The sequence below is a fragment of the Buttiauxella selenatireducens genome (genome assembly GCF_031432975.1).
In the GTDB taxonomy this organism is placed as follows: Bacteria; Pseudomonadota; Gammaproteobacteria; order Enterobacterales; family Enterobacteriaceae; genus Buttiauxella; species Buttiauxella selenatireducens.
Map to the genome: position 1 here is coordinate 3,355,387 of NZ_CP133838.1, position 19,448 is coordinate 3,374,834.

Annotated in this window: 25 protein-coding genes; 4 read left to right on the top strand and 21 right to left on the bottom strand. The window is 50.6% G+C overall.

Translation table 11 applies throughout. From position 1 onward, the window contains the following. Window positions 1–77: 77 nt before the first annotated feature. From RHD99_RS15535 to csgB, 21 genes are all read right to left on the bottom strand, one after another. A complete protein-coding gene (locus RHD99_RS15535) occupies window positions 78–692 on the bottom strand; it encodes a 4'-phosphopantetheinyl transferase superfamily protein (protein ID WP_309875033.1) in 615 nt (204 codons plus the stop codon). Continuing rightward, window positions 683–1,912, bottom strand: a complete 1,230-nt coding sequence (locus tag RHD99_RS15540; RefSeq protein ID WP_309875034.1) for a beta-ketoacyl-ACP synthase — start codon at window positions 1,910–1,912, stop codon at window positions 683–685. The genes RHD99_RS15535 and RHD99_RS15540 overlap by 10 nt, the downstream gene beginning before the upstream one ends. Next, entirely contained in the window at window positions 1,909–2,640 is a 732-nt protein-coding gene (locus RHD99_RS15545) for a 3-ketoacyl-ACP reductase FabG2 (protein ID WP_183271944.1), read from the bottom strand. Before RHD99_RS15545 ends, RHD99_RS15540 begins: the two co-directional genes overlap by 4 nt. An 82-nt stretch (window positions 2,641–2,722) precedes the next feature. Beyond that, entirely contained in the window at window positions 2,723–3,184 is a 462-nt protein-coding gene (locus RHD99_RS15550) for a hotdog family protein (protein WP_309875037.1), read from the bottom strand. Beyond that, window positions 3,177–4,349, bottom strand: coding sequence for a beta-ketoacyl-[acyl-carrier-protein] synthase family protein (locus tag RHD99_RS15555; RefSeq protein WP_309875039.1), 1,173 nt, complete (start codon window positions 4,347–4,349; stop codon window positions 3,177–3,179). Before RHD99_RS15555 ends, RHD99_RS15550 begins: the two co-directional genes overlap by 8 nt. A gap of 2 nt (window positions 4,350–4,351) precedes the next feature. Beyond that, window positions 4,352–4,927: a DUF3261 domain-containing protein gene (locus RHD99_RS15560; RefSeq protein ID WP_309875041.1), complete on the bottom strand. Its 576-nt coding sequence runs from the start codon at window positions 4,925–4,927 to the stop codon at window positions 4,352–4,354. Between the two features lie 2 nt (window positions 4,928–4,929). Then, on the bottom strand, window positions 4,930–7,257 hold the full coding sequence (locus tag RHD99_RS15565; protein ID WP_309875042.1) for an MMPL family transporter: 2,328 nt from the start codon (window positions 7,255–7,257) through the stop codon (window positions 4,930–4,932). Continuing rightward, the gene (locus tag RHD99_RS15570; protein WP_309875043.1) at window positions 7,229–7,834 is read right to left on the bottom strand and encodes a LolA family protein; all 606 of its coding nucleotides are present in this window, start codon (window positions 7,832–7,834) and stop codon (window positions 7,229–7,231) included. Before RHD99_RS15570 ends, RHD99_RS15565 begins: the two co-directional genes overlap by 29 nt. Further along, on the bottom strand, window positions 7,827–8,252 hold the full coding sequence (locus RHD99_RS15575) for an acyl-CoA thioesterase (RefSeq protein WP_183271950.1): 426 nt from the start codon (window positions 8,250–8,252) through the stop codon (window positions 7,827–7,829). The genes RHD99_RS15570 and RHD99_RS15575 overlap by 8 nt, the downstream gene beginning before the upstream one ends. Further along, window positions 8,246–9,970 carry a glycosyltransferase family 2 protein gene (locus RHD99_RS15580; protein ID WP_309875044.1) on the bottom strand — a complete coding sequence of 575 codons (1,725 nt, stop codon included), beginning with the start codon at window positions 9,968–9,970 and terminating at the stop codon, window positions 8,246–8,248. The genes RHD99_RS15575 and RHD99_RS15580 overlap by 7 nt, the downstream gene beginning before the upstream one ends. Beyond that, on the bottom strand, window positions 9,961–10,311 hold the full coding sequence (locus RHD99_RS15585; RefSeq protein ID WP_309875045.1) for an ApeI family dehydratase: 351 nt from the start codon (window positions 10,309–10,311) through the stop codon (window positions 9,961–9,963). Before RHD99_RS15585 ends, RHD99_RS15580 begins: the two co-directional genes overlap by 10 nt. Then, window positions 10,298–11,620: an AMP-binding protein gene (locus RHD99_RS15590; protein ID WP_309875046.1), complete on the bottom strand. Its 1,323-nt coding sequence runs from the start codon at window positions 11,618–11,620 to the stop codon at window positions 10,298–10,300. Before RHD99_RS15590 ends, RHD99_RS15585 begins: the two co-directional genes overlap by 14 nt. Next, window positions 11,613–12,182, bottom strand: coding sequence for a COG4648 family protein (locus RHD99_RS15595; RefSeq protein WP_309875047.1), 570 nt, complete (start codon window positions 12,180–12,182; stop codon window positions 11,613–11,615). Before RHD99_RS15595 ends, RHD99_RS15590 begins: the two co-directional genes overlap by 8 nt. 3 nt (window positions 12,183–12,185) lie before the next feature. After that, window positions 12,186–12,434 carry an acyl carrier protein gene (locus RHD99_RS15600; RefSeq protein ID WP_183271954.1) on the bottom strand — a complete coding sequence of 83 codons (249 nt, stop codon included), beginning with the start codon at window positions 12,432–12,434 and terminating at the stop codon, window positions 12,186–12,188. A 19-nt stretch (window positions 12,435–12,453) separates the two neighbouring features. Beyond that, the gene (locus RHD99_RS15605) at window positions 12,454–12,726 is read right to left on the bottom strand and encodes a phosphopantetheine-binding protein (RefSeq protein ID WP_183271955.1); all 273 of its coding nucleotides are present in this window, start codon (window positions 12,724–12,726) and stop codon (window positions 12,454–12,456) included. Between the two features lie 15 nt (window positions 12,727–12,741). After that, entirely contained in the window at window positions 12,742–13,512 is a 771-nt protein-coding gene (locus RHD99_RS15610) for a lysophospholipid acyltransferase family protein (RefSeq protein ID WP_309875048.1), read from the bottom strand. Beyond that, on the bottom strand, window positions 13,512–14,234 hold the full coding sequence (locus tag RHD99_RS15615; protein ID WP_309875049.1) for a beta-ketoacyl synthase chain length factor: 723 nt from the start codon (window positions 14,232–14,234) through the stop codon (window positions 13,512–13,514). Before RHD99_RS15615 ends, RHD99_RS15610 begins: the two co-directional genes overlap by 1 nt. A gap of 251 nt (window positions 14,235–14,485) precedes the next feature. Then, window positions 14,486–14,797 (bottom strand): YmdA family protein, encoded by a 312-nt coding sequence (locus RHD99_RS15620; RefSeq protein ID WP_309875050.1) that lies wholly within the window; start codon window positions 14,795–14,797, stop codon window positions 14,486–14,488. Window positions 14,798–14,900: 103 nt separating this feature from the next. Beyond that, window positions 14,901–15,230 (bottom strand): curli assembly chaperone CsgC, encoded by a 330-nt coding sequence (gene csgC, locus RHD99_RS15625; protein WP_183271959.1) that lies wholly within the window; start codon window positions 15,228–15,230, stop codon window positions 14,901–14,903. A gap of 69 nt (window positions 15,231–15,299) precedes the next feature. Continuing rightward, entirely contained in the window at window positions 15,300–15,752 is a 453-nt protein-coding gene (gene csgA, locus RHD99_RS15630; RefSeq protein WP_183271960.1) for a curli major subunit CsgA, read from the bottom strand. A 47-nt stretch (window positions 15,753–15,799) separates the two neighbouring features. Then, entirely contained in the window at window positions 15,800–16,255 is a 456-nt protein-coding gene (gene csgB / locus RHD99_RS15635; RefSeq protein WP_270139395.1) for a curli minor subunit CsgB, read from the bottom strand. Between the two features lie 789 nt (window positions 16,256–17,044). Between csgB and csgD the strand changes: the two genes are divergently transcribed. The 4 genes from csgD to csgG are packed head-to-tail and all read left to right on the top strand — an operon-like array spanning window position 17,045 to window position 19,404. After that, window positions 17,045–17,710 (top strand): biofilm master transcriptional regulator CsgD, encoded by a 666-nt coding sequence (csgD, locus tag RHD99_RS15640; RefSeq protein WP_183271962.1) that lies wholly within the window; start codon window positions 17,045–17,047, stop codon window positions 17,708–17,710. 4 nt (window positions 17,711–17,714) lie between these two features. Further along, window positions 17,715–18,104, top strand: a complete 390-nt coding sequence (gene csgE, locus RHD99_RS15645; RefSeq protein WP_270139396.1) for a curli production assembly/transport protein CsgE — start codon at window positions 17,715–17,717, stop codon at window positions 18,102–18,104. A gap of 9 nt (window positions 18,105–18,113) precedes the next feature. Beyond that, a complete protein-coding gene (gene csgF, locus RHD99_RS15650) occupies window positions 18,114–18,530 on the top strand; it encodes a curli production assembly/transport protein CsgF (RefSeq protein WP_309875051.1) in 417 nt (138 codons plus the stop codon). A gap of 40 nt (window positions 18,531–18,570) precedes the next feature. Further along, window positions 18,571–19,404: a curli production assembly/transport protein CsgG gene (csgG, locus tag RHD99_RS15655; protein ID WP_183271965.1), complete on the top strand. Its 834-nt coding sequence runs from the start codon at window positions 18,571–18,573 to the stop codon at window positions 19,402–19,404. Window positions 19,405–19,448: the final 44 nt, after the last annotated feature.

Sequence of the window (19,448 nt, forward strand, 5' to 3'; positions counted from 1 at the left end):
TAAAAGCGCCAACATACCTGACGCATTTTTTTATTGCAGGCGCATCTGTAGCAAACTCCTGGCTGCAAAATAGACACTTAAAGAATAATCAGCTCTGGCGTGAAATTAACGGGGAAAGGCTGCTCGCCGCAACAGGCAATCAGTGAATCGTCGAGGCTAACATGATGTAAATAGCGGTCTGGCGGGCAAAGTGTCTGGAGCGGTAAACGCAACTGTTCCATTTGCCAGACCGTTCCGCCACGCTGCTTGAGCACCGCTTCGTGCGCCGTCCAGATGCGCCAGAATTGCCCGATTTGTTGCGCTTCGGGTAAAGATTCCAGCCAGTCGCATAATGGCTCGTCGAAACTGTGGCGGGCAATCGCCATAAACCGCGCCCGTGGACGGATTTGTTCAATATCACAACCGACTTCCCCGCCCCCCACCAGTACGGCAACGCGGGTGGCGTTGTTGCTGATATTAAATTCTGGCAATGACGGATGGTACGGTTTGCCTTGAGCGGCGCGGGCTAATTTTGGTAACGGCCCATCATTGAGCAGCATTGCCAGCAGGATCCTCGCGGCTATCCAGTCCGGCCGGCGACGGCCAGTTGGCGCATCCTGCAACAATTCAGGCGATAGCCAGCGTGTGGCGCACGCATCATTCAACACGCACGCCACCTCGCCGAACGCCAACTGATAGTCGTTTACCGCCAACGGCGCATCACCAGTGAGGTGTTAATCCCACCAAAGGCAAAGTTATTGCTCTGCACAAACTCAGTTTCGATTTTGCGCGCTTCACCCATGATGTAATCGAGATGGCCACACGCCTCGTCAGGTTGAGTTAAATTCAGCGTTTCGGCAAACCAGCCTTCACGCATCATTTCGATACTCAACCACGCTTCCAGTGCACCACACGCGCCAAGCGTATGACCCAGGTAGCTTTTCAGCGAAGAGATTGGCGTGTTAGCGCCAAAAACCGCCGCTGTAGCGTGACTCTCAGCAATGTCGCCACGGTCAGTTGCCGTGCCATGGGCGTTAATGTAGCCAATGTCGCTGGCTGAAAGCCCCGCAGAACGCAGGCTGTTTTCAATACAGATTTGCATCGTTTCTTTCTGCGGCTGGGTGATATGCGCGGCATCGCAGTTGGTATGGAACCCGGTAATCTCCCCATAAATCGTCGCACCACGCGCCAGTGCATGATCCAGATCTTCGAGGATCAATGTGCCCGCGCCTTCCCCAATCACCAGGCCATCACGCTGCTTATCAAACGGCGAGGGAGTGCTTTTCGGTTGGTCATTGCGCTGGCTGGTAGCAAATAGCGTGTCAAACACCGCCGCTTCCGACGGGCATAACTCTTCCGCGCCACCGGCGACCATGACAGTCTGGTAGCCGTGACGAATCGCCTCCCAGGCATAACCAATCGCCTGGCTGCCGGAGGTACACGCACTTGACGTCGGGATCACGCGGCCACGCAAACCAAAGAACAGCCCGGTATTCACCGCTGCGGTATGCGGCATCATCTGCACGTAGGTCGTGCCGGTAATATTGCGGGTGTGCTTTTCAGTAAGCATGGTGGCGAATTCGCTCACAGGGCCCGTGCTTCCCGTGGATGAACCGTAAGCAATACCTGCTTTACCGCTGGTGAGAATCGGGTCGTCAAGCAAACCAGCCTGAATTAACGCAAGCTCTGTCGCACGCGTTGCCAGCAACGACACGCGCCCCATCGCCCGAATACGCTTGCGCGTATAGTGTTCAGGAAGGGTAAAATTATCGACCGGGGCACCGAGCATGGTGTTGAGTCCGTCGTAGACTTGCCATTCCGGCATATGTCGTACCGCATTTTGACCGGACTTCAAACCCACGGCCACATCCTGCCAGTTATCGCCAAATGCCGTCACGCCACCCATTCCGGTGACGACCACACGGCGAATCACAGCATACCTCCGTTGATGGAGATAACCTGGCGTGTGACGTAAGCGGCAACTGGCGACATCAAGTAACGCGCAAGTCCTGCCACTTCTTCGGGCATCCCCATACGCTGGAGTGGGATCAGGCGCATCGCTTCGTTGAGCGCGGCCTCTTCCATTTCGATCATTCCAGTATCAATCAGGCCTGGCGCTATGCAGTTCACGGTGATTTTGCGTTTCGCCAATTCGATTGCCAGCGCTTTGGTCGCCCCAATAATCCCCGCTTTGGCGGCACTGTAATTCACCTGACCACGGTTACCCATCATGCCCGAAACCGACGAAAGCGTGATAATACGCCCGCCGTTACGCAGGCCAATCATCGGCATCACGCACGGCTGAATCACATTATAAAAACTGTCGAGGTTAGTACGAATGACACCGTCCCAATCGTCATCACTGAGGGCCGGAAACGCGCCATCACGAGTGATACCCGCATTGTTGACCACGCCCCAATACGCGCCGTGAGTTTCGATGTCAGCGTCAATAACATGGCGGCACTGGCTGCGGTCTGCGCTATCAAACTGCATGACGCGCCCTGTTCCGCCCAGCGCTTTTATTTGCTCAAGCGTTTGCTGTGCGCCTGATTCGTCACGATGGTAGTGCACCACCACGGCAAATCCGTCGGCCGCTAGCCCACAGGCAATTGCCCTGCCGATCCCTTTGCTGGCACCGGTTACTAATACTGTCTGAGTCATCTTGCTGCTATCCCATTAAAATACCCGTCATACTTCAAGTGGCATCTTTGTTGGCTTGCCGCCGCGATGCCACCTGAATTATTTAGGGTAGTAATTGTTCTAATTCATTATTATCAGGCTGATAGGTATTGACCCGCCCGCTCGCCAGTATGTTGCCATCCGCGAGAATTTGTCCTTCAAAACACCCTATTTTTTCATCACGCATCAGGAGCGTGACATGACATTCCAACTGCAAACCCTGCTCAAAAGAACCTTCCGGACAACGTACCCCTCTTCCTCCCAGCAGCATCCCCACGCGGCTTGCTTCTTCGCCGTTATGCATTGCGTGCCAACCCGACCACACGCCCACGGTCTGCGCGATAAGCTCGATGGCAAACCAGCCAGGTAAATGACCGTCCGCATTGAGAAACGGTGCCAGCACTCCGTGACGGCTTACCGTAACCCGACAATGCGCACTTTCTTGTTCCACGGCCACGACCGACTCCAGCAGACACATGGGTGCTTCGTGCGGCAAATAGTGGTGTGGGGCAAGAAAATCAGTCATGAGAAACTCCAAAAATCAGGCTGGTATTGTTACCGCCAAAAGCAAATGAGTTCGACAGCATTATTGGTTTGGTAAATGGCTGTGGAGCGCCGAGTAAACCACAAGGCGCAAGAGTCAGGTCTTGATGCGCATCAGTGAAATCTTGAGCAGGCAGCGGCAAACCTCGCGATAACAGCAAATAACAGAGCACCGCTTCACAGGCACCTGCGGCGCCTAACGTGTGTCCTGTCAGATGCTTAGTGGAGCTGCAAGGGACGCTTTCGCCAAAAAGTTGATTCACCACTTTGGCTTCAATTTCGTCATTCAGACGCGTGGCAGTGCCATGCATATTAATATAGCCAATGTCCTGTGGGCGGAGTTTAGCCTCACCCAGCGCCATTTCTATCGCGCGAATCGCACCGACACCTTCAGGATGAGGAGCGGACATATGCCAGGCATCAGACGATTCACCCACGCCCAGCAACTGTACTTTTCCCGGCTGTTTCGTCAGCAAAATCAGAGCCCCAGCCTCACCAATGGTGATCCCGTTGCGTTCCGCGCTAAACGGTTTACAGCGTACATTGCTTAACGATTCCAGACTGTTAAAACCGTTGATTGGCATGCGGCTTAGCGTATCTGCCCCGCCAACAATTGCCGCATCAACCATCCCGGACTCAATCAACCGCTTACCGGTAATAATAGCTCGCGCACTTGAAGAACAGGCGGTGGAAATCGTCAACGCGGGGCCAAAAAGTTGCAGATAATCACTCAGAAAACGCGAAGGATCGCCGAGTTCTTGTTGGCCATAGCGATATGCCGCGGGCGGTTTACCAGCATGGGTGCCACTCACCATGCGATCGCCTTCATCAAGCCCGGAAGTACTGGTTCCCAGCACCACCGCCACGCGTTCATTGCCATAACGGGTAATCGCGTCATCCACCTGCGGGCGAATTTGTGCCAGTGCGGCGAGCAACAAGCGGTTGTTACGGCTATTGTATTGCGCCATTTCTGGTGGAACGTCCGGCAGGTTGCCGGTGACCCGTCCTACCCAACACTCACCGTGTTGCAGCCAGCCGTCGCGGTCCCGCTCAAGGCCTGGCGCGATGTTGGCCTGCAAATTCCCCGCGATTTCGTCGAGGTTATTGCCTAACGCATTGACCATTCCGGCAGCAGTTAACGTAATCATGATTAGCTTTCCAGGTGCTGAATACTGATGACATAGCCGAAACGATGGTGATGCACACTGACTGGCTGGCGACTTCCGTCACGCGTCAGGTAATGAATGGTTTCAATCAGCTCACCCTGGTCGTCACGTAATTCACGTCGCGAGTCGATATCTTTCAGTATCCACCCCGCCGGCAGTTGCGGTTGCCAGGCGCTTATCGGCCAGTAACTCAACATAATATCGGCAAGAACCTGGCTGGCTGGAGGTAATTCTGGCAGCGTAATGGACTGCTCGGTTTTAATACCCGATTGTGAGTAGGTCAGACGGAATAAACGGATGCCCAACGGGGATAAACCGGCCAGCATCACTTTTTCTTTGTCCGCATTCAGCAGCACCATCAGCGACTGAGTTTTGCCTTTAACCTGAGCACTCAGCAGTTGTTGTTCAGTGATTGACGGCGAAATGCCGGGAGCCGGTAGCGTCACCAGAGTACCCGGCTTTAACCAGGCTTGTGGACGGGTGTTGTCGGGTTTAGGCGAACTGCAGGCGCTGAGTAAAAACAGACCTGACAATAAGGCCAGAATAGGTAATTTTCTCATGGTTATCTCGCTCCCTCTCCTTGGGTCGATGGGGGTAAGGCTAATGGCGCAGTTAAAAATGCGCAGAAGATCCCGCAGCTCAACACAATGCCAAAACTTGCGATGGCTTGTGTCTGGCTAAAGACCAGCATGCCTAAGGTGAAAAGTGTGGTCAGCAAGGCCACGCTGATGGCGAGCAACGACGTCAGCGGTGTACCGCGCGGATTACTAAAGAACAGGGTGTAATTAATGCCAATGCCCAACACCAGCACCAACGCCAGTAATGAAAACAGATTCAGCGCATGCCCGCTAAACGCCAGTGCAGCAAGGCCACCGCCGAGTGATAACAACGACGGCACCACATTCAGCAAACCGCGTTTTAGCCCTAATCGCAGCACATAACTCAGCGCAATCGCGGCCACGGCAATCACCAGTAATCCCGCCAGTAAACTACGAAAATGGCTGAACAGCTCATTGAACATGACTTTCCTGTCAACCCAACTGACACCGGGCAGTTTTGCCGCAAGTGTCGCAAGCGCTGCGCTGTCACGAACACCGCTGACCGGCACCAGTGCGCCACTTTTACCGTCCGGCAAAGACAGCCACAACAAACGCCAGCCGCTGCTAATGACGCTCTTTTGCCACAGTTCCGGCGTGACCGGCATTTGCTGAAGATTCGGCGCAGTGATGGTCACTCCGCTTTCCGCCAGCCGTTTTTGTAAAATCGGCGCGGCTTCACGCAGCAATTGCAAATCTGCCTGCTGCTGTTCAAGCGAGGCGAGCGGGATCAGTCGATAACTGTCGATAAGCTGGCTCTTTTGCGCGCCAGCCAGAACAGGGGCCAGTTTTTCGAGGCGTTGTAGCGTTTGTTCAGCCGTGTCGCCGTAAACGACAAACCATTTTTGATCCATCCCCTGCCCGGTTAGCGCGGTAATCGCCTGCTCCTCACGAACCAGATCCTGGGGTAATGCCTGAAAACTAGCGATGTCATCATTCACTTTTAATGATGCAATCCCCACGAGGCTGATGACCAACAATGCCAACGGTATACCAAAGCGCACCGCTTTATTGTTTTGCCACGCATTCAACCAACCTTTAAGCAACGTGCTACAAGGTACCGGTCTGACGGGCAGACCGCGCACTGCGAACGGATACCAGCACACCACCGTGAGACAGGACGCGATCAACCCACTGGCGGCAAACACCGCGAGCTGGCGAATGCCAGGGAATGGCGCGAAGATCATGATCAGATAGGCGATGGCTGTGGTCGCTAATGCCAGCAACAAGGCGGGCAGCACTTTGCGTAAACTGGCGATGGGCGAGTTTTGCGCGCCATGCACCATGCGCTCGGTGAGATAATAGAGCGTGTAATCCGCCGAAACACCCACGATGCTCATACTCATCACCAGCGTCATCAGATGCAGTTCGCCAAAACACAACAACGTTATTGCCGTTCCTGCCAGCGCGCCGATGGCGACTGACGTGGCACATAACAGTAATGGCCGCACCGAACGAAACACCAGTAGTACCAGCAGCAACACGCCAATGACCGTTGCAAGCCCCAGCGTGGAGACATCATGTTTTGCCTGCTGGCTGGCATAATCGCTGTAGAACAAGGTGCCGCGCGACATCACCTGCGCCTGCGGGAATTGCTGTTTCAGGTTTTGTTCTAAAGCCCGCAGTTGCTCGACTGCCGCGCGCCCTTGCTGCATATCAAATGAGGAGCCTGTTAGTTCCCCGTGCAGCAAATACCAGTAGCGCCCCTGTTTATCCCGCGCCACCAGCCAGCCGTTTTGCAACCGCATTTGACTGGCGGTTTGTTGCAGTGCCAGTTGCGATCCACGTACCAGCATCAAGGGATCGTGGGCTAACTCTTTCCCACTGACGCCAGAAAACGCCGAGTAGAGTTGCGATAACACCCACTGCGCCTGGGCTTCACCGCCGTTTTGCAAACGGCTGCGGGTCTGGTTATCCACCAGACCATTACGGTTTTCGAAGTAAAACTTCCCCCACTCCTGCTGGCTGCTGGCATCCATCGGCCCCTGGACATCTTGCAGGAACGGCTGCTGTTGCAGTTGTGATTGCCACCACTGCGCCGCAGCGGTATCCGGCGTATTACCCGGGCTGACCATCCACATCATCTGCCTGTCGAGACGTTGCAGAAAACCGTTCTCTATTTGCGGAGGGACGTTCCCCAGGCTGCTGGCCGGAAGCAACGACAATACGCTGCTGTCGAGTCGCGCCCTGGGGAGCAAAGTTGCGAGCAACACCACAAGCAGAGTGACTATCGCAAGCCAGCCCCATGCCAGGCGACGATGCACGTCAGAAAGCGAAGCGCTGCTGCTCTTCATGAGTCAATTTTCGTGGGTCCAGTCGGTGATTACTAAAGGAGATCTCAGTGAAATCGCCCTGCAAATCGTTCAGTTCGATGCGATTAAGCACCTTATCGCCCTGCAGCGTGATAGTGCTAAACAGTTTATCGAGCGGCGTGGTGGTCGGCGTTAATACCAGTTGCCATTTGCCGTTGCCCTGGTCGGTAAAGACATGAGAGAAGTTTTCATCGAGTACTTTCCGGTCAGCCTGGAATAACGCCCGTAACAAATGGTTGAACTGGAACATTTGTGGGTTGCTGTCTGCGGTGATGATTTGCGGAGCCTGGCTGCCCATCACCTGGACCATATGGCTGTCATCCAGTACCAGCGTCATTGGGAAGGGATGCTGTTGCTGCCACCACAAGCCTTTGCTTTTCGCGATAAGCACTTCGCCACTGGAATGCAGCGGTTGCGCCATTCCGCTAATTTGCCGTTCTTGTTGGAATTTAGCCCGCACGATGGGCTGCGACGCAAAACTGCGTTGCACGTCATCGAGGGTTATTGCGCTCGCCGTATAGCTGATAAACAGCAAGGCCATTAAAAGAATCTTATTCATTACTCAAGCCCATGCGTTCAAAAAGGATTGGAGGGGAAACAAAACACAGTTCGCCACTGGTTGCCGAAACAGCAACCTGAATGGTGTAACCGGTGGTGGTGCGTTTACCATTTTGCGCATCAATAATTTCATAGCCGATTTTCAGGCGGTTTTCGTACTCCAGTATCGTGGCCCGAACCAGAATCTGTTGTTCAAACTTCACCACATCGCGGTATTTCACGCGGGTGTCGACCACCGGCCAAACGTAACCGGACTCTTGCATCGCACGGTATCCATAATCAAACTGGCCGAGCAATGCCTCGCGCGCCACTTCAAAGTAACGGAAATAGTTACCGTGCCACACCACGCCCATCGCATCGACATCATGGAAGGGAACTTTGATGCTGACCTCAACGGAAAAACGTGGGTCATTTAACATCCGGACTCCTTTTCTGGCGGTAACTGCCAGAAATCATAAAAATTAAACCAATCGAGCGGCGAACGCAGTGCGTACACTTCCAGACGCTGCGCGTATTGATCAATGATCGCTTGTAGTGCCTGTGACCGGGTAGCTCGCGGCAGCAGCAGCGGGTCGGCAAAGTTTTCGGCGTGAATACGCAGTTTGCCCTGCTCACGCAATACCATCATTAAAATGACTGGGCATCGTAATGCAGCAGCCAGGATAAACGGGCCTTGTGGAAACGGCGCTGGGCTGCCCATAAACGTACTCCAACAAACACGCCTCTCCCCGCCGCGCTGAGAATTAACTGCAATCCGATCACCGACAATGGCCACCCATTCACCGGCATCCAGCTTGTCTTGTAACAGCATCGCCGTCTGCGGCCCGATATGGCTTACGGGAAGTAAGTTCACCGCCGCCTGCGGAGCAATTTCTTCGATAATCTGGCGAAAACGTTGTGCGTGGTCAGTGAATACCAGCGCATTAATAATAAGCCCGGCTTCAACTTGCGCCAGCGCGCGGCTGGCTTCGATGTCACCGAGGTGAGCGGCAAGAATTAGCTTCCCCTGCCCTGCTTGCGGCTGCAAAACTTCACGGCTGCCGGGCGCAAATTCAATGTCGCGCCCCCAGACAATATCGCCCCGCCAGGCAGCGATTTTATTGAGCATCGCATCGCCAAAACGTAAGAAATGGCGATAGCTGTTTAGCCCTTTTGGCAACGTCATGTGCTGACGTTCCGCCTGTAACCTGACACGCTCCAGCCACTGCTGAGAAGCTTTGCGCTGCGTGCTTCCTGTCACCCACATCCACGCCACCACCGGATAGAGCAAGACGTTGAATGCACGACGCCCTAAACGCTGGTAAATGTTGAGCATCAGACGCATACCCGCCAGCCCTTTACGTTCGGGGATTTGCGCCCAATGCGTGCGTTGGCGACGACGAGCGAGGAGTGCAGGAATGCGGGGTAACATGCCAAAAAACAGTCGGGTGTGCATCCAGGAGATACGCAGGTTGTCATGCAGCGCATCAAAATGCGACACGCCATCTTGCGGATAAATCACACGGGTAGGCAAAAATCGACTGTCGGTTCCCGCCCAATACAGCCGCACCATGATTTCCGTGTCGAAATCCATTCGTTTGCCGGGGGGATGTTTCGCGATAGCCGCAAGCGTTGCCGCCAGCGGATAGACACGGAATCCGCACATGCTGTCTTTCAATGACAACGAAAGCGTTTCAATCCATACCCAAACATGCGTGACATAACGCCCATATAAACGCGCTTTGGGGACGGATTCGTCGTACTCCGGCATGCCGGAAATCAGGCTTTCGGGATAAGCCTGTGCCTCAGCTAAAAAACGCGGCACATCTTCAATGCAGTGCTGCCCGTCGGCATCAAGCTGTAATGCGTGGCTAAAACCTGTCTGTGCCGCCGCTTTCAGCCCGGTCACCACGGCTTCCCCTTTTCCCTGGTTCTTTTCCAGTTGGATAAGCGTGACGCCGGTTAATTGCGCCAGTTGCTGTTTGGTGGCCGACTCGCTACCGTCATCAACAATAATGCACGGCAGACCAAACGGTTGCAGGCGTGCCAATACCGCTGCCATCGTCGCGCCATGGTTATAGCATGGGATCACAACACAAGGACGAAAAGCCGTGGCCGTTACGGACGCCGACGTTACGGACTCCTCCGTTACAGACATAGTTTGATCTTCCCGCTGCTGGCCGGAACGCCACCTTGTTCAGTCAACAAGGTGTAGGAAAAACTGAGCACGCTGCGTGCCGCATCCCATTGCAGATTCAGTTCCAGTTCAGTTTGCGGAACAATCGGACACTGGAATTTCACATTATCAATCGAACTAAAGCGCATTTCAGGCGCGAGCTCTGCACCGTAAGCCATCACCCAATCAAGTTGTGCGACGCCCGGTAATATCGGTTGCGTGGGGAAATGCCCCGCGAACCAGCCTAATGTTGCCGGAACCGCGAGTCTCAAACACAATTTGCCCACTTCAGGTTGCGAACGCTGTAACTCAACGGGTTTCATCAAATAACTCCTGTAATTGCGCCCACGCACGCTTGCTCTGGCTATTGAGCGGAATACGCTCGACGACGCGCCAAAAACGTGGAATGGCGAGTGGCTCAAGCCAGGCACTGAGCGCTTCTCGCCATTGTTGCTTGCTGGTGGCATCCGCTTTGGGGGCGACCACCACGGCGCCGAGGGCGATGCGCTTGCCCCGTGTAACAGGGACCACGGCCGCATCTTCAATCCCCGGTAATGCCATCAATCGACGTTCAATTTCACTCAGTGAGATCCGTTTTTCTTCGATTTTAACAATGCGATCGCGTCGCCCGATTAAACGAAAACGCCTTTGCGCGGTAAATTCGAGAATATCATCAAGCTGGACGTGGCCTTGATGAATCAACGGTGATGCAACGCGCCAGCCATCGCCCTGCGGGGTAAATTGCACCGCCGGGAAGGCTTGCCATTCCGGATCGGGCTTATCATGTTCACGCCACGCCAGCACGCCCGTTTCGGTGGTGCCGTAAATTTCTGATACGGGCGTTTTAAGCCAGGCGAGCGCCTGCTGTGCCGTGTCGTCATCGAGTTTTCCGGCGGCGGATATCACTCGTTTGAAGACCGGGGCGGCGAGATTAATATCAAGCCGTTTTAAAAATGCCGGGCTACTGATAAACAGCAATGGATGAGCCGCACGTGCTGCTAATTGCTCTGGAAAATGAATCATCAAAGCATCGCAGGCCAGGCCGAGCGCCATCGGCAACATCACGCGGAAGGTGAAACCATACAGATGCTGATGCGACACCGACCCCACCAGGCGACAATCGTGCAGATCCTCGCCCCACAACGCCGCCAGCCAGACGATTTCTTCATCCAGCGCACACAGCGTTTTGAAGATTTGTGTCGGTTCGCCCGTTGACCCCGAGGTAAAGAACACCACGCCCGCATCATCGGGAACCGGTTCAAACGACGTCAATGCGGGATAATCCAACGTTTGTGGATTGAGCACCGGGCAGTCGAGGTTTAGCGGTACATCGCTAATCACGCCACAAAAATGACGCTGCTGTTCACGCAGTTGGGCTTCGCGACTGTGGCCTGGTAAAACCGGCGTTTTACCGGCATGCAGCGTCGCTAAAAGTGCGGCAATAAAGTCATAACTGTTGTCAAAACAGAGCGCCCAGCGCTTGCCCGGCTGGCAATGCAGCCAGCGGTAAATACGCTGTACGTCTTTCATTAAATCGGTTTGCGTGAAGCATTGTTCCCCGGCAAACGCCACCACATGCTGCGGATGACGGTCGCCACTCAACCACTTCGCCAGCGCCAACGGACTATTCATAGCGACGTTTCACCCGCAGTCGTATCAGCCATTCGCCCGCAAATAACAGCCCCATCAGCAGGTAACTTGCCATTCCATTCCACAGAGTCCACCAATGAACGTTTCCCGCAAGGCACGTCCACAATGAAACGCTGCCGTTAAAAATAAAGAAAATGCACCAGACTTGAGTGACCCGGCGAGTGTAACGGACCCCTTCAGGAGGAAGATCCCCTTCGCGCCAGCGTGCCAGGCGTTCAATAAGCGACATCCGCGTAAACAGGGATGAACCAAACAATGCCAGCATTACCGCATTGACGACCACCGGATACCACAGCAGCAGTTGGGCTTCTCGCATCCAGATGCTGGCAATAGTGAGCACCGTGCCCGCCAGCGCCAGCCCTTTAAACGCTTGGCTTAGGGCGCCGGTTTTTCCACGCAGCGCGCATAAGCGCAGGACAAAGCACAGCGCCAGACACGGCAATAAAATGCGTAATTTTGGATATGAGATAGCTAACCAGACGGCAAAGGGCCAACCTATTACGGCTAGCCCTCCAGCGATACTCAGTGCTTGTTTTGCCCGCACGCGTTAAGACTCGCTATGCAAACGCTCAACCGCGTCCACAACATCCTGCACTGTGCGTACTGATTTAAAATCTTCCGGTTTAATTTTTTTACCGCTGCGCTTTTGTAGATGCACAACCATATCTACCGCATCAATACTATCCAGATCCAAATCTTCGTAGAGACGAGATTGCGGGGTAATGTTTTCAGGAGAGAGTTCAAATAACTTAACCAGTAACCCGGTGACTTCCTGATAAATATCTTCTTTATTCATAGCGTACTCGTGGTTTCAATCAGGCGCTGTGCGCAGGGTTTTGACTTTTAATAAATGTGGCAAGACTCGCGACGGAATAAAAATGTTCGCGCATCGCTTCGTTTTCAGCGGATAACACCACACCATATCGTTTTTTTACCGCCAGCCCTAATTCCAGTGCATCAATGGAATCAAGGCCCAGGCCGTCATTACCAAATAACGCGGCCTCACTTTCAATCTCATCAACGCTTATCTCTTCCAGATTCAACGTGTCGATAATGAGTTGTTTAATATCGGTCTCTAAAGATTCCATATAATCATCCGAGTCTTAACGAGAATCAGGAACCAGTTCCTGACATAAATATTGGCTTAGACGACGCGCCGCTAACGCAGGGGCATCGTCAAGATTTTCCATAAAGCACCGGCTGTCGATCCGCTGTTTGACACTGACGGTAATCATCGGCTTACGCTTGGGTATCTGATACCAACGGCTGTGTTTGTCCAGATAACGCTGGTCGCAGTGAATATGCACCAGACGTAATTCGCACCCGCTGCGTACCGCAATATTGGCCGCACCGCGCTGGATAACCAACGGCTCGCCCGGACGCGTGCGCGTACCTTCCGGGAAGATCAGAATCGCCTCCCCCGCCACCATGCGTTTCTGGCTTTCAGGAAGTAACGTTTCCCCCTGACTGTTGATCAGGTAATCCGCTGCGCGTATCACACCGCGAAAACAGGGATTTTTCACCAGACTGGCTTTCACCAGGCAGCCAATATGTGGCGCCTGAGAAGCAATAAACACATAGTCGAGTAACGTCGGGTGATTGGCAACAATCAAACAACCCCGGTCGTTGTGTAGTTGTTCGCAATTCTCAAAGCGGTAATCGAACACACCAAGGCCGCGTCCGATGCGTAAAAATAATCGGAAACTGGCGGAAATGCTACGGCGAGCAATTTCACGGCGTTTGCCATTATCGCGCACAAATAATAACAGTAAATTAAACCAAACCAGCGAAAGCACCAGGCCGCCGCTGCCAAACAAGACAAATAACCCGCCGGTCATGAGTACTCGCCAGCCCCATTTCAAGCGCGCCCACATTAATGGCGGCTCCAGCACCATTGAAGGCGCTCACCAGCAAGGGTGAAAGTGGGGTTATCACTCAACCATCCGTGCAAAAATGCCAGCCCCTGCGGTAAACCGCGATCTTCGGTGACCTCGCAAGGCTTGGTTTCACACTGCATTTGCTGGCCACTTTCCAGCAATAGCGCGACGGCAAAGGGCATATTCAGCGTTTTAACCGCGAGATGCGGGTGATAAAACTCAGGTATCAGACCATCGAAATCCACCAGCAGCACGCGTTGATATCCCGCATGGTGCAGCGAAGTCACTTCTATTAAAGCCTGCGCAAAGGAGTCATATCCGGCTGAAACAGAAGATGACACCAGCGCTTGTTTCGCCGCGATAGTGGCATTGCCTACCGCCGAGTTATGTACCGACATGGCAAAATCGGTGGGCGACAGACTTTCTTGTTCAGCAAGCGCCGTCAAAATTCGGAAATTTCGCTCCAGTTCGCCGTGACGGCTGGCGAAAACCAGCGCATCCACTGACTGCCGGGACAATATCGCCAGCGCACAGTCAACGGCGAGGCGGCTACCTGAAGCCAGACGACGCGCGGTCATCATCGGCAAATGGCGGCTTTTACCTGGCGGTGCTGAAACATCAATAGCGGCGGCGGTTTTACCCCATGCCAACCAGTCCTCGGTTTCAGATAAACCGGGGGCATTTGCTTGCCAGTCGACAATGTTAAACGCTAACTTCATGTTCAGTACCATTATTGATTCACGACGCCGCGTCAGATATATCTTTTCGGATTCATCCCGACCATAAAAAAAATCTTAATTTAACGAGGTTTTTGTTAACCCGCCTATTTTTTACGCGTACAGGTCCACTGACGGCGGGGAATAGTAACAAAAAAGGGCGTGAAAGAAATATTCATACAACGATTCCGTTAGCACAAGAACGTCCACCAACGGAATCATTGTATTGGCCTGATATCCTCAGGCAAAAAGTTCTAGCGATAAGTGACTTCCAGCACGGCCAAATTGCGTTGCGCATTAAGGTAATGAATTTTGGTCGAAAGCGGAGCGTCACTTTGTGGTGTGTAGTTATTCAATTTATTGAGGGCAACCGTTCTCACTACCCTCTTTCCGTTTTCTGAACAGGTCAATTCCGTCGATTGTTGTTGTTGAGCAAAGTTACAGGGAGACTCAACGATTGCGCCACGAAAATGAATAACACCATCGCTGGCTTGTGCATTAACCAGAGGGAAAAAGAGAACTAACATGAGCGAAATGATTGGACGTTTTAAGCTTAATGTTTTCACGATAAATATTCCTCAACAACAGAATGGGTATTAAGGTTATCGGCAAAAAACGCGCTGGAGTGTAATGAAATTTAAAACACTGTAAAATCAATCAAATACATCATTACACACTGTCCGGCGAGCTCCACTGTTTTTCCAAATGAATATCTTTCCCGTCAGTCACACTCACACTGATCGTCACGTGGTCACCCGGCGTGAGCGTCAGGCTCATATGCGATAACTTGGTAGGTTCATTGCCCTTAATAAAAACGTTATTGCTCTGGCTGCTGTTAGTTTGCCCGGAAGAACCGGAACTTAATGCGGTGAGTTTGACTCTGCATTGGCAATCCTGGCTTAGTGTTGCCACCGGCACGATGGTGTAAGTATTTCCCTGTTGCTGGGTATCAATGGTGAGTTGGTTACCGAGAGCTGCGAGCAAAAGTAAGGTATGCATATTTCTCCTCCCGATTAAAAAAGAAAAACAGGGCAAAAGCCCTGTTTCTTATATAGTGCAGAATCTTGATTAATGCTGCTGAAGATTCGCTTGGTTGTTATAACCAATTTGAGTTAAATCAACAGAGGACGCAGCGGCTGTTTGGTTAACAGTGGCATTGTTTTTGTAGCCGTATTGGCTAACGTCAATGGTTGAACCTTTAGCTTCCCATTGGTCAAGAGTCGCGCTGTTAGCGTGGCCTTTTTGTACCAATGTGATGGTTGCATCATCAGCGCCCTGGCCTACATCAGCAAAGTTGCCACTACCATATTGTTTAATATCGGTAGTTGATTTTCTGGCATCTGCTTGTAGAGCCGTTGCAGAGTTGTTTGCACCGTGTTGGAACACTTTCAAAGTTGATTGTGGATCACTATTACCGCCGTGTCCGCCACCATTACCAGGCCAGCCAAATTGGAGATCGGATGCCATTGCACTACTTGAAACCACCACTGCTGCGATTGCTGCGATTTTGAAAAAGTTCATGGTGAAACCCCCATTGTATTGAGAATATTAGTTCAAGTGGTCATGTATTATCTTTGGATAACACGTACGGCCATTTGAGACTGTTTCTGTACTACAACTGCTGATTTTTGCGTGCCTTGTTGAATAATGCTTGCCCTATTAGCAGAACCTTGCTGGATAATAAGAGCTGCATTACCAAACGAGTCTTGCTTTATATCTGCATCATTGCCGTAGCCTGATTGCGAAACATAAGCAAAATTGTAACTCCCTGATTGTTCGACGTTAGCACGGTTACCAGAACCTGCCTGATTCACAACCGCTAACTGCCTGGTTCCATTTTGATCAACAGTGGTATTATTATTAATACCTTGTTGACCAACAATTGCTGCCTGATTTAGCGATGTTCTACTTAATTCATTCATCGCAAAGTTATATTCTGAGCGTGCAAGATCAGGATTACTCGCAATAACATAACCAGGCGCACCCAACAATGCTAACATCACAAATAACGATCTGTTCTTCATGTTGTCACCCTGGGCCGGAATACCTCTGCTAATTACATCTGAAAATTCACACACCTAACTTTTGTTAACGCTAACGGTGAAAAGTTATTTCTGCGTTACGGAACTGAGTATGTCTGGCGAAACATTTAAAATATCTCACCCGCACGTTGTATTTTTATATTTCCACTCATTACAAAGTATGAGAGGTATAAAAAAAGCCAAATACAACAAAGGGTTTAGAATGGCTAATATTAATTAGCCTGCAACCTTTTAAAACCCAATCGAAAATCACCCCTAATTTTGCCGTTTGGCTGGGTATCATCGATACGTATTTGGCAATTTTTAGTACGCTACTGTCACGAAGGTGAGTTTTCTTAAGAGGTGCCCCAATTGAGAATGTAACGGCATCATTTTACATATGTTAAGTTTCAAACCACAAAAAATACCCAACGATTAATCCATTAAAAACAATGAGATAAAATCATTTGTATGAGTTTTAAAATTATGCAAATTATTAATCCTGTACAACTTTAGTATTAAAACTAAATAGAAAAAACGCTTCAACGAAACACTTTAATATCTAATGTTACATTTTGTATCATCTTTAACACTTGCTTTAAGATTAGTAACCGCTAGATTGAAATCAGCAGTAACATTTTGTTTAACACAATAAGTCAGGACGTAATTTAGCGTCATTTGACTGTGTAACATTAATTCAAACACAGCAGTGCAGCATCTATCAGTACCTCTGGTGAATTAACTTTCTGTTAATTCAGCTGATTGATGCGCAAACTCGGATGGGGTTTCATCATGTTTAATGAAGTCCATACTATGAATAGCCAGGCGTTAAATGCTCAAACTTTATTGTTGATCACTAAACCCTCGCTACAAGCAACTGCGTTATTACAGCATCTAAAGTCTTCACTCTCTATCAATGGGAAACTGCATAATATTCAACGCTCTCTGGAAGATGTCGTGGGTAATGTTGTCGTACTTTTTGATATGGTTGAAGCCGATAAAAAGCTGATTAACTATTGGCAAGATAACTTGAGTCGTAAACATAACAGTATTAAGTTGTTGTTATTAAACACTCCTGAAGAGTATCAATTCCGTGATATCGAAAACTGGCCACATATTAATGGCGTGTTTTACATGTCTGAGGAAGAGCCACGTGTGGTGGAAGGAATTCGCGGCGTTATGGCTGGCGAATGCTACTTCTCGCAAAAATTAGCCAGTTATCTGATTAATCACTCAGGAAATTATCGTTTCAATAACGTCGAGTCCTCTCTTTTGACTCACCGTGAAAAGGAAATACTTAATAAATTGCGCATTGGGGCGTCGAATATCGAAATTGCTCAGTCGCTATTTATAAGTGAAAACACGGTAAAAACACATCTCTATAATTTGTTCAAAAAAATATCCGTAAAGAACCGCACTCAGGCGGTTTCATGGGCAAACGATAACCTCAGGCGATAAAGCGATGAAATTAAAAACTGCTTTACTGCTGGCGTCAGTACTCATTTGCGCCTCCGGGGGCGCTCGCGCCGTCGAAGTTGAAGTTCCCGGATTATTAACGGATCACACCGTTTCGTCCGTGGGACACGACTTCTATCGTGAGTTTAGTGATAAGTGGGAAAGCAGTTTTACTGGAAATTTAACGATAAATGAGCGACCCAGTGCACGTTGGGGGAGCTGGATAACCATTACCGTCGATCAGGATGTGATTTATCAGGCCTTTTTATTCCCCTCAAAACGTGATTTTGACCGCAACGTCAATGTCGCACTGGTTCAAACCGAAGAAGCGATTAATCGCCGGCAAATTGACAAAACATTGTTAAGTACTGGCGATTTAACTAGCGATGAATTTTAGGAGGCTGTCATGCGTGTTACTCATGCAGTTTTGTCTTTACTGCTAATTTCGCCCCTGGCGTGGGGCGGAAATATGACGTTCCAGTTTACCAACCCAAATTTCGGTGGAAACCCTAATAACGGCGCTTTTTTACTTAACTCGGCACAGGCACAGAACTCGTATAAAGACCCCAGTTTTGATGACAACTTTGGCATTGAAACCCCTTCCGCCCTGGATAACTTTACTCAGGCTATTCAGTCTCAGCTTCTTGGCGGGTTGCTTAGCAACATTAATACCGGCAAACCCGGTCGCATGGTCACGAATGATTTCATCGTCGATATTGCTAACACTGACGGGCAGTTGCAGTTAAATGTAACCGACCGCAAAACAGGAAAAGTATCGACTATACAGGTTGCAGGCTTACAAAATAATTCCACTGACTTCTAGTGGGAATTAAATAATCAAAAAGTATTTAAGGATAAACATCATGCAGCGTTTACTTCTCATCGTAGCAGTGTGTTTATTAAGTGGTTGTTTAACGGCACCACCTAAAGAAGCTGCGAAACCTACACTTTTGCCTCGCGCGCAAAGTTATCGTGATTTAACCCATTTGCCGGAATCTAAAGGTAAGCTTTTTGTCTCTGTTTACAATATTCAGGATGAAACGGGGCAATTTAAACCTTATCCAGCAAGTAACTTCTCAACCGCTGTGCCACAGAGTGCGACTTCTATGTTGGTCACGGCATTAAAAGACTCACGCTGGTTTGTTCCATTGGAACGTCAGGGTTTGCAGAACCTGTTGAACGAACGCAAGATCATTCGTGCAGCCCAGGAAAATGGCACCGTTGCTGAAAACAACCGTAGACCGTTAGATTCGCTGATAGCAGCAAACGTCATGGTTGAAGGGTCCATTATTGGTTATGAAAGTAATGTGAAATCGGGTGGTGTGGGTGCACGGTATTTTGGTATCGGTGGTGAAACCCAATACCAGCTTGATCAGATTGCAGTGAACTTGCGTGTGGTCAATGTGAGCACCGGTGAAGTGTTGTCTTCGGTCAACACCAGTAAAACTATCTTGTCTTATGAAGTCCAGGCTGGGGTATTCCGTTTCGTTGATTACCAACGGCTGCTGGAAGGTGAAATTGGCTACACCACCAATGAACCTGTCATGATGTGTCTGATGTCTGCAATAGAAACAGGGGTTATTTATCTGGTTAATGATGGTATTAACCGCGGCTTGTGGGATCTACAGAATCCGAAAGATATTAACAACCCGATACTGGCGAAATACAGAGAGATGTCGGTCCCTCCTGAATCCTGATAACGATTCAGGCATAAAAAAACCAGCCTTTGTGGCTGGTTTTT